The sequence below is a fragment of the Microbacterium sp. Ru50 genome, from assembly GCF_002920555.1.
GTDB lineage: Bacteria > Actinomycetota > Actinomycetes > Actinomycetales > Microbacteriaceae > Microbacterium > Microbacterium arborescens.
In genome coordinates this window covers 2,024,719-2,038,979 of the sequence record NZ_PQSV01000001.1, presented here as the reverse complement: position 1 = coordinate 2,038,979, position 14,261 = coordinate 2,024,719, and the positions used below count along the sequence as shown (strand labels likewise).

The window sequence follows — 14,261 nt, the reverse complement described above, 5'->3', positions numbered from 1 at the left end:
GGCGGTGAAGGAGCGCCCTCAGCCTAAGCCGGACGGGCTCGTCGCGGTAGGGCTCGTCGACTCGTCACGCGTCGGAGCGCACTCTCCACCACTCCCGCAGGCGACGCTCCGCGGCATCCTCACCGATCATGCCCTCGTCGAGCCGGATGTCGAGCAGGAACCGGTACGCCTCGCCCACCTCGCGGCCGGGGCCGATGCCGAGGATCGCCTGGATGCGGTTGCCGTCGAGCTCCGGGCGCATGGCGCCGAGCTCTTCCGCGGCCGCCAGCTCGTCGATGCGTCGCTCGATGTCGTCGTACGCCGACTTCAGGCGAGCGGCCTTGCGCTTGTTCCGCGTCGTGACGTCGGCGCGCGTGAGGATGTGCAGTCGCTCGAGTTCGTCACCCGCGTCGCGGACGTAGCGCCTGACGGCCGAATCCGTCCAGGCGCCTTCCGAGTAACCGAAGAACCGCAGGTGCAGTTCGACGAGGCGACTCACCGACGAGATCGTGTCGGAGTCGAAGCGCAGGGCCTGCAGGCGCTTGCGCGCCATCCGGGACCCCTTGATGTCGTGGTGGTGGAAGCTCACTCCCCCGCCGGGCTCGAGCTTGCGCGTCGCGGGCTTGCCGATGTCGTGGAGGAGCGCCGCGAGGCGCAGCACCACGTCGGGCTCCGCGCCGGGGTTACGCTCGTGCTCGAGCTCGATCGCCTGGCGCAGCACCGTCAGCGAGTGCTCGTAAACGTCCTTGTGGTGATGGTGCTCGTCGATCTCGAGGCGCAGCGCCGGCACCTCGGGCAGCACGAGCTGCATGAGGCCGGTGTCGACGAGCAGCCGGATGCCGCGTGCGGGGTCGTCGGTGCGCAGCAGCTTCACCAGCTCGCCCTGCACCCGCTCGGGGCTCACGATCGAGAGCGTCTCACGCAGCTCGGTCATCGCCTGCTCTGTGGCGGGATCGAGCGAGAAGCCGAGCTGAGAAGCGAAGCGGGCGGCACGCAGCATCCGCAGCGGGTCGTCGCCGAAGCTCACGGCGGGATCGCTGGGCGTCCGCAGCGTCGTCGCGACGAGATCCTCGACCCCGCCCGTCGGGTCGACGAGCGAGGGTCCCGGAACACGCAGCGCCATGGCGTTGACGGTGAAATCCCGGCGCGCGAGATCCTGCTCGAGCGTGTCACCGAACTCGACGGTCGGCTTTCGGGTCACGCCGTCGTAGCTGTCCGCTCGGTAGGTCGTGATCTCGATCTGCTCGCCGCGCACCTTCGCACCGATCGTGCCGAAGGCGCGGCCGATGTCCCACGTCGCGGTCGCCAGGGGCTCGACGATGCGCAGGATGTCGTCGGGTCGGGCGTTCGTCGTGAAGTCGAGGTCGTTGGTCGCGCGCCCCAGCAACGCATCTCGTACGGGACCGCCGACGATCGCCAGCTCGAAGCCCGCACGCTCGAAAGCGCCGGCGAGTGTCGAGACGACCGGAGATGCTGCCAGGGCGCCCAGGCGCGCGACACCCTCGGCCATGTTCAGCATGCGTCCGAGCCTACCGGGCTCGTCCGCCCCTCCCCCAGCGCGGGATCAGCCGGCGAAGTGCAGGAAGCCCGTGAACAGCAGCTCGCGCACGCGCGGCAGCAGGTCGGCGCGGAGCGCTGCCGCATCCACCTCGAGCAGGTCGGCGATCGCGGCGACGAGCACGCCGACGGGCAGGTCGCCGTCACTGGCCCCGACGAGCGCGGCGAGGGCCGGATCGACATCGAGCACGCGCCCGAATCCCGCGCCCTGACGCAGCTCGATGACCTGGGGGTCCTCCACGCCCGGAGTGTGATGGCGCGCCTCGGTCACATCGGGGGCGACCCGCAGCACCGCGGCATCCAGGTCGGCGTCGGTCATGCTCGAGAGCCGCTGCCAGGCGTCGAGCGACTCGCCGATGTGGGGGCCGAGGGCGCCGGGAATGCTTCCGACGATGCGTTCGTAGCGGGCGAGCGTCGGGATGACGGCCGGGCGGTGGAGCGTGATGTAGCCGAATCCGACCGCGGTGACCCCGCGAGCGGCGAAGTCGTCGAGCCACGCCTGCACGAGCGGCGCGTAGGCGGGCGAGCCGGGCGCGGTGCCGCCGTCGCGGACCCACAGCTCGGCGTAGGCGAGCGGATCGAGCTGCTCGCGCTCCACGACCCACGCATCGAGGGCGACGGACGACTCCGATACCCACGAGCGCACCCGGTCCAGCCCGTCCTCGCCGGCGCGGTACTCCCAGTTGCCGAGCAGCTGGGCGACGCCTCCCGGAGCCAGCACCGAGCCGACCTCGCGCACGAAGGCGGCGACGAGGTCGTCGCCCGACATGCCACCGTCGCGGTATTCGTATGCCGGTACGCCCTGGACCCGGGGAGTGATCACGAACGGCGGGTTGGACACGACCCGCTCGAACTGCTCGCCGGCGACCGGCTCGAACAGGCTGCCGAACCGTGTCTCGATTCCATCGACGTCGTTGAGGAGGGCGTTCAAGCGCGTGAAAGCGAGGGCGCGTTCCGAGACGTCCGTGGCCACGACGCGGTCCCCCGCGCGCCGCGCACGGAGAGCCTGGATGCCGCATCCCGTGCCGATGTCGAGAACGCGTCCCACCCGCGACGTCAACTGCAGCCCCGCGAGCGTCAGCGACGCGCCGCCGACGCCCAGGACATGCCCCGTGGGCAGTGGTCCGCCCACCGCGGCCTCGTCGAGGTCGCTCGCGATCCACCAGTGGCCCTCGCCTGCGGCATCCGAGATGTCCTGCGGTCGCACGAGGGCGTCGGGCACGACGAGGTCGCCGTCGAGGTGGGCCAGCCCCAGCTCCGTGAGGCCCGCAGCGCCGAGCGAGGGAAGCGCGGCGTCCACCGAGGCGCGGGGAGCCGGCCCTCCCAGGAACAGCAGGCCCGCCAGCACGGCCAGCGCGTCGGTGCGTCCGGCCAGCACGCGCCGCGCGGGTTCGATGAGGCCGTGACCCACCGCGGTGTCGACCATCCCGCCCCAGAGCGCACGCACGGCGTCGGCGCGGTAGCCCGCGGCATCCAGATCGGTACGGAGCGCCGCGCAGCGGCCGGCGTCGGGATGCAGGGTCACTCCCCCATTCAACCGTGCGGGCCACCGAATAGCCGCATGGCCCGGCCCGCCTCGGATGACGCACAGCGGGCCCGCCCTAGACTCTGTGCGACCCTGCGGTCGGGTATCGCAGCGGGTCGAGAACCGCCATGACCGACATTTCCCCTGCCACCGCCCGCGCCCGTCGCGGCCGTCGCGGTGCCCGCGTGCTGAGCTGGCTCGCGGCCGCAGCGATCGTCGTGGCACCGCTGGTGTCTCCCGCGTCCGCTCTCGCCGATACGCCGCCGAGCTCCAGCTCGACGCCGGACGTCAGCCCGACGCCGGGGACCCCGGGGATCGCCTCGCTCATCGCCGCGCCGGCCAACGGGGGAACCGTCGCGACCGGCACCGACGCGCTCATCTCGGTGGATCAGCGGAACGGGTCGCCGCGCCCCCTTCCCGCCGGCACCGTCTCGGTCTCGCTGTCACGGTCAGCCCTGGCGTCGCAGCAGGCGGTCGTCGACTGGCTCCGCCCCGGCGACGACGCGGAAGAGGCGCTTCCGGTCTTCGAGGAGGTCGCGCGCGCCGATGTCGCCGAGCTCGCGGCAGGTGACGAACGCGCCACGAACGTGTCGATCTCCGCGACGGAGAAGGACCTCGTCGGCCTCGCCCCCGGGGTCTACCCGGTCGCCGTGTCCGGTCCGGGTGGTTCATCGCGGACGGTCATCACGGTGCCCCGTACCGACGCCCCGCCGCGCTCGACCACCGTCATCGTCCCGATCACCGCGGGAGCCCGCACCTCGGGACTGCTCACGGCGACGGAGCTCACGGAGCTCACGGCCGAGAACGGAGCCCTCAGCGCGGCGCTCGACGCTGTCACGGGCACCCCGGCGGTGCTCGCGGTCGACCCCGCGATCGTCGCCTCGATCCGCGTCCTGGGCTCGAGCGCACCGGCCACCGCCACGGGCTGGCTCGCGAGCCTCATGGCTCTACCCAATGAGCGCTTCGCCCTGCAGTTCGGCGACGCCGACCTCGCGATGCAGGTGCACGCCGGTCTGACGGCGCCGCTCGAGCCCACGACCCTCGCCCCGTACGCCGATCCGGCGAACTTCAGCGCCGCCGGTTCCACCACTGCCGCGGGCGTACCCGATCTGCGGCAGCTGCTGGCCGTGGGCACGGCGACGAACACCGTCCGCGACATCTTCTGGCCCGCCGGCGGCACCGCGGGACCCGACGTCGTCGCGGCCATCGACGCGCAGGCCGGGGCGGACGCCGATGCGCTCACCCTCGTCCCGTCCGACACCGTCTCCGGCGGTGACGGCGGCGTCCGCGCCGCCACGGGCGACGCGGATCTCCTCGTGTACGACCACCTGGTCTCCGCCGAGCTCGCACGCGTTGCGGCCGCCTCCGACGACGCGCCGGTCCGCAGCGCGGAACTCGCCGCCGCCACGGCGCAGGTCGCCCTGAGCGGCGAGGGCCCCCTCGTCGCGACGATCGATCGTCCCGCGACGACCTCGCGCGCCGGTGTGAGGACGGCCATCACCGCGATCACGAGCGCCGCGGGCGCCGCGCCGACGTCGCTGCAGGATCTGCGTGCCGCCACGCCCGGGCAGGTCGCCATCGCCGACATCCCCGCCGATGCCGACCGCGTCGCGGCCCTGCAGCGTTTCCTCGCCGACGAAGAGCGCCTGGCGACCTTCGCGACCGCCCTGGTCGAACCCACCCAGCTGACGGCACGCGAACGCACCGCCATCCTGCAGCTGATCGGCGACGCGTGGCTGACCGAGCCGACCGCGTGGGCAGCTGCCGTCGCGCAGCACGAGGAGAACACCGAGAGCACGCTGGATGCCGTCGGCATCGCGAACCCCGGCACCATCAACTTCCTCGCCACGAGCGCCCCGATTCCCGTCACGGTCCGCAACGACCTGCCCTGGCCGGTCTCCCTCGTGCTGTTCGCCGAGACCGGGGACCCCCGCCTGATCGTGCAGAAGGCGACGGTCGTCGAAGCGGGCGCGCAGCAGAACACGCGTGTCGACGTGCCGGTCGAGGCACGCGTCGGAAGCGGCGAGACGACACTCAGCCTGCAGCTGCGGAGCACCTCGGCAGTGCCGATCGGCGCACCCGAGGCCATCGGCCTCACGGTGCGCGCGGAGTGGGAGTCGGTCGGGATCACAGCGATCATCGTGATCGTCGTCGTCCTCATCGCGGGCGGCGTGATCCGAACGGTGCTGAAGTTGCGACGTCGACGCGATGAGGCCGCTGTTCAGCAGCAAGACACCCCCGAACAGCAGGAGAGCATCGAGTGAGCGGAATCGGCCGGGCAGGAGCGGTCGTCGCCGCGGGAACACTCGTCTCCCGGGTCACGGGCCTCGTGCGCAACATCGTGCTCGCGGCAGCGCTGCCGGTGATTGCCACCAGCGCCACCGGCGGGGCAGCCAATGCGTTCGCGATCGCCAATCAGCTGCCGAACAACATCTATGCGATCATCTCGTCCGGCCTTCTGGCCGGCGTCATCGTCCCGCAGATCATCCAGGCGGCGAAGCATCGCGACGGCGGCAGCGCCTTCGTCTCCAAGCTCCTGACACTCGGAACCACCGCCTTGTTCATCACGACGGTCATCGCCGTCGTCGCGGCGCCGCTGCTGGTCGTGGCGTTCGGCTCCCGGCTGAGTCCCGAGGCCTCGGCGTTGACGCTGGCATTCGCCTACTGGTGCCTGCCGCAGCTGCTCTTCTACGGCATCTACGCCCTTCTCGGCGAAATCCTCAACGCGCGCGGAGTGTTCGGCCCCTTCGCCTGGTCGCCGATCGTCAACAACATCGTGTCGATCATCGGCTTCCTCGTCTTCATCTGGCTCTTCGGCGTCCAAGAGGACGTGGTCGGCTGGACTCCGACGATGGTGGCCGTCATCGCCGGCACCGCGACGGCGGGCATCGTCGCACAGGCGGGCGTGCTCCTGCTGTTCTGGCGCCGCGCTGGCCTGCACATCCGTCCCGACTTCCGGTGGCGAGGTATCGGGCTGCGGCACATCGGCCGCCTCGCGGGCTGGACATTCTTGATGGTCCTGGTCGGCCAGCTCGCCGGCCTCGTCCAGTCGACTCTCGTGAGCGCGGCATCCAACGCCGGTGCCTCGGTGGCGGCGATGTCCTACGCGTGGCTGGTGTTCATGCTGCCGTTCTCGGTGATCGTACTGTCGATCGGAACGCCCTACTTCACCCGTCTGAGCGCGCATGTCGCCACGGGGCGACCCGATGCGCTCCGCTCCGATCTGGACGCCGCCACCCGAACCATCGGGATCTTCATGGTCGGTGCGCTGGCCGCAATCGTGGCAGCGATTCTGCCCATCTCGCGCGTCTTCACGACCGGTCCGCAGACGGCGGCGACGTTCGCCTGGGTCCTCGCCGCGTATCTTGTCGCTCTGCTGCCGCTGTCGTTCCAGTTCGTGCTGCAGCGCACCTTCTACGCCCACCAGGACACGCGGACACCATTCGTGTTCACGTTGGTGCAGGCGATCCTCGTCGCCGCGACCGCCGTCGCGGCCTACCTCCTGCTGCCCGTCGAGTATCTCGCCGTCGGCATCGCGCTGGGGCAGTCGCTCGCCAACATCGTGCAGCTGGTGCTCGCGGTCATCCTCCTGCGCCGGAAGATCGGCCCGCTCGGCCTGGGCGGTGCGGTACGCGGCGTTCTGCGCTTCGTCGCCGCCGGCATCCCCGCCTGCGCCGTCGGCTGGGCCGTCTCGCTGCTCCTGGCACATGTGTGGGGGTGGACGATCGAGACGGTCGCCGCAGCGCTCGTCGGCGGTGCCGTCATCGGCCTGGCGACCCTCGTCGTCTACGTCATCCTCCTCGCCCTCCTGCGCGCGCCGGAGCTCGGCACCGCCGTTCGCACGGTGCGTCGCATCATCGGTCGCTGACGGCGGCTCCACACCGCCGCCGGGGAATGCCCCGCGGCTACCATGGGTTGGACGTGTCGGGGTATCCGCGACGCGGATTCCAGACCCCAGAAAGGGATGTCGACGTGCGACAGGTCATCATCATCGGATCCGGCCCGGCCGGCTACACGGCTGCGATCTACGCGGCACGCGCGAACCTGAAGCCGCTGCTGATCGCGAGCTCGGTCGAAGCGGGCGGCGAGCTGATGAACACCACCGAGGTCGAGAACTTCCCCGGCTTCCCCGAGGGCATCATGGGGCCCGACCTCATGACCAAGATGCAGGAGCAGGCCGAGAAGTTCGGCACCGAAGTGCTCTACGACGACGTCGTCGAGCTCGACATCGACGGCCCCGTCAAGAAGGTCACCCTCGGCAGCGGCGCCACCCACGAGGCCGACAGTCTCGTCTTCGCGACCGGTTCGGCCCCGCGCAAGATCGGCATCGAGGGCGAGAGCCGCCTCTCCGGACGTGGGGTGTCGTACTGCGCCACCTGCGACGGCTTCTTCTTCCGCGAGCGCACGATCGCCGTCGTCGGCGGTGGCGACTCGGCCATGGAGGAGGCGACCTTCCTGACGAAGTTCGCCTCGAAGGTGTATGTCATCCACCGCCGGGACGAGCTGCGCGCCTCGAAGATCATGCAGAACCGCGCGATGAACAACGACAAGATCGAGTTCATCTGGAACAGCGAGGTCGCCGACATCCTGGGTGAGGATGCCGTCACGGGCGTCGTCCTCCGCGACACGGTCGACGGCTCGACCCGCGAGCTCGCGCTCGATGGCATTTTCGTCGCCATCGGGTACGACCCGCGCACGCACCTCGTGCACGGTTCGCTCGACCTGACCGAGCACGGCACCGTGTGGGTCGACGGTCGTTCGTCGCGCACGTCGGTCCCCGGTGTCTTCGCGGCCGGCGACGTCATCGACCCGACCTACCGTCAGGCGGTCACCGCTGCCGGAAGCGGCACGGTCGCAGCCCTCGACGTCGAGCACTACCTCGCCGCCCTGGGTGAGGCATCCGAGCCCGCAGCCGACAGCTCGCCGCTGCGCGGCCGCCCCGACGAAGGACTCGAGTCGCTCGTCGCCGAGACCGAGACGGCCTGACGGAACAATTCCCACGCCCTCGTCGTTGACGTAGGCGACACCCTTTCGAAGGAGATCACCATGACCGCCAAGGCCACGACCGAGAGCACCTGGCAGCAGGACGTCCTCGACGCCGATGGACCCGTCCTCGTCGACTTCTGGGCCGCGTGGTGCGGTCCCTGCCGCATGGTCGGACCCATCCTCGACGAGATCGCTACCGAGCACCCCGAGAAGATCACCGTGCTCAAGCTGAACGTCGACGAGAACCCCAACCTCGCCATGCAGTATCAGATCACCTCCATCCCCGCGATGAAGGTCTTCAACAAGGGCGAGGTCGAGAAGACGATCATCGGCGCCAAGCCGAAGTTCGCTCTCGAGCAGGACCTCGCTTCGTACATCGGCTGACATCCAGACGAAAAAAGCCCCGGTCAGATCATCGATCTGACCGGGGCTTTTTCTATCAGCGCAAGTTCGCTGTGCGGCTCAGGATGCGTCGGCTGTCGTCGCAGCATCCCACCGGCGGTGCGGTTCGCTGCCGAGCAGACGCCACACGGCGCGGGTCAGCTCGGGGTGATCCATCGCGATCTGTCGCAGCACGCGGTAGTTGCGAGCCGCGCTGGGACGCCCACCGCCGTAGGCGGCGATGTTCTCGGCCCGCAGCATGAGGACGACGAGCTCGTCGACCGACGGCAGCTCCTCCATGAACTCCCACGGGTCTTCACCCGCACGAAGACGCTCCTCGACGAGCACCGACAACTCGTCGGCGGCCTCAGCGCGCAGCAGCTCGACGCTGGCTCGCTTGGGGTTCTGCTCGTCGTTCACTGAACAAGCCTACGTCGCGCCACCGACACCGGCGTCAGCGTGCGCCGTACGCGTCCTCGCCCAGCTCCGCGAGGATGCGGTTCAGGTCCTGGATCGTCGCGAAGTCGACGACGATCTGGCCCTTCCGCGCACCGAGCGAGATCTTCACCTTGGTGTCGAGACGATCGCCGAGGCGTCCCGCCACTTCGTCGAGGTGCGCCCGAACTCCCCCCGCCTTGGGGGTGGGGCGTCGGGTGCCGGCTGCCTCGATGGTCTTGGCGGCGGCCTCGGCGGCCCGAACCGAGAGGTCTTCGTTGACGATCTTGTCCGCCAGGCGCTGCATCGCATCGGCGCCGTCGACAGAGAGGATCGCGCGGGCGTGACCCGCACTGAGAACACCCGCCGCGACACGTTGCTGAACCGGCACCGGCAGCCGCAACAGGCGTATGGTGTTGCTGATCTGCGGGCGCGACCGTCCGATCCGGGTCGCGAGCTCCTCCTGCGTGATCCCGAAGTCCTCGAGCAGCTGCTGGTACGCGGATGCCTCTTCCAGCGGGTTCAGCTGGGAGCGGTGCAGGTTCTCGAGCAGCGCGTCGCGGAGGAGATTCTCGTCCGACGTGTCGCGCAACACGGCCGGGATCGTCGTCAGACCGGCCTCGCGAGCGGCGCGGGTGCGGCGCTCACCCATGATCAGCTCGTACTTGCCGTCCTCGTTCGTGCGGACGACGACCGGCTGGAGCACGCCGAACTCTCGCACACTGTGGACCAGTTCGGCGAGGTCGTCACTGTCGAAGTGGGTGCGCGGCTGCCGCGGGTTGGGCACGATCTCGTTCGGATCGACCTGGATGAGGGCGGTTCCGGGGATTGAGACGAGCTCGGGAGCATCGTCTTTCGTCGCGTCAGGGGATGCCGGGGACTCGACGGTGGTCGTCGCACCCTTGGCACCGGGGAAGAAGACGTCGACGGGGCGCGCCTCCGTCGCCTCCGACGTGGGGATGAGTGCGCCGATTCCTCGGCCCAATCCGGTGCGCTTGGCCATCAGGCTTCTCCCTTGTTTCCTCGTGCTGCGGCAGTCGCTCGCTGAGCGATCTCGACGGCTGCCTCGCGATACGCCACCGCGCCGGCCGACTGCCCATCGTAAGCGATCACGGTCTGCCCGAAGCTCGGTGCTTCCGAGACACGCACCGATCGCGGGATCACCGTACGAAGCACCTCCTTCGGGAAGTGCGAGCGCACCTCCTCCGCCACCTGCTGCGCCAGACGCGTGCGCCCGTCGTACATCGTCAGGAGGATCGTCGAGAGATGAAGCCGGCTGTTCAGATGCTTCTGAATCATCGAGACACTGCCGAGGAGCTGGCTCAGGCCTTCCAGCGCGTAGTACTCGCACTGGATCGGGATCAGCAGTTCGTGCGCGGCGGTGAAAGCGTTTATGGTCAGAAGCCCGAGAGAAGGCGGGCAGTCGATGATGACGAAGTCGACGCGCTCCTCGGTCGACGCAAGATAGTCCTCGACGGCCGTGCGGAGACGATGCTCCCGCGCAACCTGCGAGACCAGTTCGATCTCGGCGCCGGCCAGATGGATCGTGCTCGGCGCGCAGAGGAGATTGGGTGACTCCGGACTCACCTGGACGATGTCCGACAGCGGGAACTGATCGATCAACACGTCATACACGCTGGGGATATCGGCACTGTGCGGGACCCCGAGTGCCGTCGAAGCATTCCCCTGGGGATCGAGATCGATAACGAGGACGCGAGCGCCGAGCGAAGCGAGAGAAGCCGAGAGATTGACTGCCGTCGTCGTCTTGCCCACGCCACCCTTCTGATTCGACACGGTGATCACACGCGTATCGCCGGAAAAATCGATCGACACGGCATCCAACGCGCGCCGGCGCGACGACAGATCGGCCAGTTCACGCGCCAGCGGAGAATCGAACGTCAGCGACGCGCGGCCCGATTCCGGTTCTGCCATTCGTTCAACTCCTCAGTTCCTGATCTCACTCTACGGATGCCCTGCGACGTTTCACGTGAAACGGGGGCTGCGACGTTTCAGGTGAAACGCGGGTGGTGATGTTTCACGTGAAACGTGGGACGGTCTGGCCGACGTTTCACGTGAAACATCACCTCACGGTCGCGCGAATGACGCGCGTGGGTTCCGTGAGTACCGACTCCCCCACGGTCTCGACGCGAACATCCTGGAGCCGGAACCGACGAATCGCCTTCTCGGCGGCAGCGATCTCCGCCTCGGCATTGGCACCCTTCAACAGGATGAGCTCGCCACCGTCGCGCACAAGCGGAGCGGTGATCGGAACGAGCGTGCGCAGCGCACTGACCGCGCGCGCGGTCACAGCGTCCAGCGTGCCGGCGCCGCTCCATTCCTCGGCTCGTGTGCGAACGATCTCGACGTTATTCAGTCCAAGGGCGGAAACCTGCTCCGTAAGCCACGCGACGCGACGCTCCATGGTCTCGATGAGAACCCATTCGACGTCCGGTCTTGCGATGGCCAGGACGAGGCCCGGAAGACCGGCGCCCGAGCCGACATCTCCGACGCGTCCGCTGAAGAGGGGCGCTGCGGCCGCGCAGTTCAGAACGTGCCGCGTCCAGAGTCGCGGGAGCTCAAGTGGACCGATGAGCCCGCGCTCCTCTCCGTGCTCCGCAAGAGATGCGGCGTAGCGCCGCGCGAGGTCGGCGTGCGACCCGAAGAGCACCTCGACCGCAGCGGTGGGCTCTTGCTCGATCACGGGTGTTTCACGTGAAACGTCAGCCATGACGGATGACGGTGTGGCGATCCGCGCCCTCGCCGTACGACTCGGAGACGACCCCACGCTCGGAGGCGATGTCGTGCACCAGCTTGCGCTCGTAGCTCGACATCGCGGGCAGCGACGCCTGCGATGCGCCATCGTTGAGACGCTCGACCGCACGGTCGACCAGACGCTCGAGTTCGCGCCGGCGGGCGTCGCGCGACCCTCCGATATCGAGGATGAGGCGCGAGAAGCGTCCTGTCTTCGTCTGAACGGCGATCCGAGTCAGCTCCTGCACCGCTTGCACGACATCCGGATCCGACAGCACGCGGAGCGAGTTCGGGTCGTCGGCTTCCACCGACACGTAGGCACGGCCGGCTCGCACATCGAGATCGAGGTCACCATCGATGTCGGCGATGTCGAGCAGACCCTCGAGGTAGTCAGCAGCGATGTCGCCTTCGCGCTCGAGCTCTTCGACCGTGGCGTCGGGGCGTTCGGTCGTCGGGGACTCGGTGGGGTTTGTCATGATTCCTCGCGTGGTTGGATCTGTGCGATGCGGCTGCCGGCAGGGTCAGCCCTGCGAGCCGTCCTTGTTCGACTGCTTCTTCGCGCGCTGCTTGCTCAGCGGCTGCTGACGCTTCGGCTGAGCCGCGCGGGCACGCTCGGCCTCTTCGAGGAGGCGCTGCTGCTCGGCCTCGTACTTCTCCATCGACACGACGCGGCCCTTGGAATCGAGGGCCTTGCCCTTCCGCGCCAGCCGCTCCTCGCGGGCCTTCGCCGCCTCCGAACCGGGGGTCGGAAGGTTGCGGATGACGATGAACTGCTGGGCCATGGTCCAGATGTTCGAGGTGAACCAGTACATGACGACGCCGAGCGGGAAGAAGACACCCGAGAAGATGAACGCCAGCGGAAGGACGTAGAGCATGATCTTCTGCATCTGGTACGCCTGACCGGTCTTGGCCTCGGGCGACAGGTTCTTCGAGATGATCTGCAGCTGGGTGATGAACTGCGACGCGATCATCAGCACGACCAGGATCACGAGGATCGTCACGGTGGCCGTCTGCCCGAGGTTGATCGCCTCGATCATGTTCGTGTGAAGCGGCGCCACATCGAACAGCTGCGCGTCGTAGAACTGCTTGGTCAGGTCGACGTTGAGCAGACCCACGCCGCCCACGCCCCACTCCGCGTGCTTCTTGACGTCGCTGAGCGTGTAGAACATGCCGAGGAGGATGGGCATCTGCACGAGGAGCGGCAGACAGCTCGACACCGGCGTCGTTCCGTGCTTCTTGTACAGCGCCATCGTCTCGCGGCTCATGGCCTCTCGAGACAGCTGGTCGCGCTTGCCGCGGTACTTCTCCTGGATCTTGCGCATCTCGGGCGCGAGCTCCATCATCTTCCGCTGGCTCTTGATCTGCCGCACGAACAGCGGGATCAGCGCCGAGCGCACGACGATGACCAGGCCGATGATCGACATGACCCAGGTGGCGCCTGCCGCGGCCGGCATCCCGAGAGCCGTCAGGACCCAGTGCCAGAACACCAGGATCGCCTCGACCAGGAACTTGAACGGCCACATGATCGTGCTGAAGAAGTCAGCACCGCCGGGAGGAGGAGTCGTCGGGGTCGGCACGACGGGAGTCGGCGTGGCGAGGAAGAGATCCAGCACGGGATCAGTCCTTTCTCGGCGGCACGACGAAGCCGTGCCTGGTCAGGGTGTGGCGGAAGTCCCGGTGGGCGGGAACGTCGTCGACGCCCCCCGCTGCCCACGGGTGGCATCGGGCGAGCCGAGCGGCGGCGAGGGCGGAGCCCTTCGCGAGACCGTGCTGCTGCACGGCTCCCACCGCATACGCGGAACAGCTCGGGTAGTACTTGCAGACGTCGCCGTACAGCGGCGATACGACGGACCGGTATGCGTGGAGCAGCGCGATCCCCGCGTTGCGAGGAGCGAGGGGGATGGCGCGGAGAACGGATGCCGCGGTCAGGTGTCCATCGCCGACGGAGGCCGTCGGGAGCGTCGACCAGCTCATACCGCCGCACGTCGTCGCAGACACCGCTCCACCTCGTCTCTCAGATCCGCGAAATCCGAGCGCGCCGCAGAGGGGAGCGCTCGGATGACGATGTCGGCGCCCTCGCGGACGTCGGGAAGGGCCTGCGCGCAAACGGCCTTCAGCCGTCGGCGCACTGTATTGCGCACGACGGCTGATCCGACTTGCTTGCTGACGATGAAACCGAAGCGGGGAGCTCGGCTCGCACCGGTGGACACCACGTAGGTCACGGTGTGCGCACCGGCACAGCGAGCACCCCCGCGGACGACGGCCTTGTAATCCGCCCCGCGCGTGATCCGGTTTCCGCGCGCCAGCACAGAAGAGGCTGTGTCAGGCCGACAGCTCGGTGCGGCCCTTGCCGCGGCGAGCCGACAGGATGGCGCGACCGGCGCGGGTGCGCATGCGGGCGCGGAAGCCGTGCTTCTTGGCGCGGCGGCGGTTGTTGGGCTGGAACGTGCGCTTGCTCATAGGGATCACTCCGGATCGGCGGTCACCGGAACGCTTCAGACCGGGGACACGGGGGTACAGGACTGCCCTCGCGGGCATAAGTCAACCGACTAAGGGTACGTCGCGTTCTCCTGTAACTCAAACCGGAGCGATGAGAACCCGCAATTATCCACCGCTGTGCACAGGCCCTGGCGGCGACACGCGGGCC

Annotated in this window: 15 protein-coding genes; 4 read left to right on the top strand and 11 right to left on the bottom strand. The window is 68.7% G+C overall.

Annotation, left to right across the window (positions count from 1 at the left end):
- Window positions 1-64 precede the first annotated feature (64 nt).
- Window positions 65-1,498 carry a CCA tRNA nucleotidyltransferase gene (locus tag C3481_RS09595; RefSeq protein WP_103841833.1) on the bottom strand — a complete coding sequence of 478 codons (1,434 nt, stop codon included), beginning with the start codon at window positions 1,496-1,498 and terminating at the stop codon, window positions 65-67.
- Between the two features lie 45 nt (window positions 1,499-1,543).
- A complete protein-coding gene (locus tag C3481_RS09590; RefSeq protein WP_258039076.1) occupies window positions 1,544-3,061 on the bottom strand; it encodes a methyltransferase in 1,518 nt (505 codons plus the stop codon).
- Between the two features lie 128 nt (window positions 3,062-3,189).
- Between C3481_RS09590 and C3481_RS09585 the strand changes: the two genes are divergently transcribed.
- From C3481_RS09585 to trxA, 4 genes are all read left to right on the top strand, one after another.
- Entirely contained in the window at window positions 3,190-5,325 is a 2,136-nt protein-coding gene (locus tag C3481_RS09585) for a DUF6049 family protein (RefSeq protein ID WP_103841831.1), read from the top strand.
- The gene (murJ, locus tag C3481_RS09580; protein WP_103841829.1) at window positions 5,322-6,929 is read left to right on the top strand and encodes a murein biosynthesis integral membrane protein MurJ; all 1,608 of its coding nucleotides are present in this window, start codon (window positions 5,322-5,324) and stop codon (window positions 6,927-6,929) included. Before C3481_RS09585 ends, murJ begins: the two co-directional genes overlap by 4 nt.
- A 104-nt stretch (window positions 6,930-7,033) precedes the next feature.
- Entirely contained in the window at window positions 7,034-8,047 is a 1,014-nt protein-coding gene (trxB, locus tag C3481_RS09575) for a thioredoxin-disulfide reductase (protein WP_064955292.1), read from the top strand.
- 60 nt (window positions 8,048-8,107) lie between these two features.
- Window positions 8,108-8,431, top strand: coding sequence for a thioredoxin (trxA, locus tag C3481_RS09570; RefSeq protein WP_023953450.1), 324 nt, complete (start codon window positions 8,108-8,110; stop codon window positions 8,429-8,431).
- Window positions 8,432-8,509: 78 nt separating this feature from the next.
- On the opposite strand, the gene C3481_RS09565 is transcribed toward trxA, so the two are convergent.
- The 9 genes from C3481_RS09565 to rpmH all read right to left on the bottom strand — a co-directional run bounded on the left by C3481_RS09565 (window position 8,510) and on the right by rpmH (window position 14,074).
- Window positions 8,510-8,848: a hypothetical protein gene (locus C3481_RS09565; protein WP_023953449.1), complete on the bottom strand. Its 339-nt coding sequence runs from the start codon at window positions 8,846-8,848 to the stop codon at window positions 8,510-8,512.
- 34 nt (window positions 8,849-8,882) lie between these two features.
- On the bottom strand, window positions 8,883-9,866 hold the full coding sequence (locus C3481_RS09560; protein ID WP_103841827.1) for a ParB/RepB/Spo0J family partition protein: 984 nt from the start codon (window positions 9,864-9,866) through the stop codon (window positions 8,883-8,885).
- The gene (locus tag C3481_RS09555; protein WP_103841825.1) at window positions 9,866-10,795 is read right to left on the bottom strand and encodes a ParA family protein; all 930 of its coding nucleotides are present in this window, start codon (window positions 10,793-10,795) and stop codon (window positions 9,866-9,868) included. Before C3481_RS09555 ends, C3481_RS09560 begins: the two co-directional genes overlap by 1 nt.
- Before the next feature lie 148 nt (window positions 10,796-10,943).
- Entirely contained in the window at window positions 10,944-11,591 is a 648-nt protein-coding gene (gene rsmG, locus C3481_RS09550; RefSeq protein WP_103841823.1) for a 16S rRNA (guanine(527)-N(7))-methyltransferase RsmG, read from the bottom strand.
- Window positions 11,584-12,090: a R3H domain-containing nucleic acid-binding protein gene (locus tag C3481_RS09545; RefSeq protein WP_023953444.1), complete on the bottom strand. Its 507-nt coding sequence runs from the start codon at window positions 12,088-12,090 to the stop codon at window positions 11,584-11,586. Before C3481_RS09545 ends, rsmG begins: the two co-directional genes overlap by 8 nt.
- A gap of 45 nt (window positions 12,091-12,135) precedes the next feature.
- Entirely contained in the window at window positions 12,136-13,224 is a 1,089-nt protein-coding gene (gene yidC / locus C3481_RS09540) for a membrane protein insertase YidC (RefSeq protein ID WP_036305434.1), read from the bottom strand.
- 7 nt (window positions 13,225-13,231) lie between these two features.
- Window positions 13,232-13,588, bottom strand: a complete 357-nt coding sequence (yidD, locus tag C3481_RS09535; protein WP_064955288.1) for a membrane protein insertion efficiency factor YidD — start codon at window positions 13,586-13,588, stop codon at window positions 13,232-13,234.
- The gene (rnpA, locus tag C3481_RS09530) at window positions 13,585-13,923 is read right to left on the bottom strand and encodes a ribonuclease P protein component (protein ID WP_023953438.1); all 339 of its coding nucleotides are present in this window, start codon (window positions 13,921-13,923) and stop codon (window positions 13,585-13,587) included. The genes yidD and rnpA overlap by 4 nt, the downstream gene beginning before the upstream one ends.
- A 13-nt stretch (window positions 13,924-13,936) precedes the next feature.
- Window positions 13,937-14,074 carry a 50S ribosomal protein L34 gene (gene rpmH / locus C3481_RS09525; RefSeq protein WP_036304730.1) on the bottom strand — a complete coding sequence of 46 codons (138 nt, stop codon included), beginning with the start codon at window positions 14,072-14,074 and terminating at the stop codon, window positions 13,937-13,939.
- Window positions 14,075-14,261: the final 187 nt, after the last annotated feature.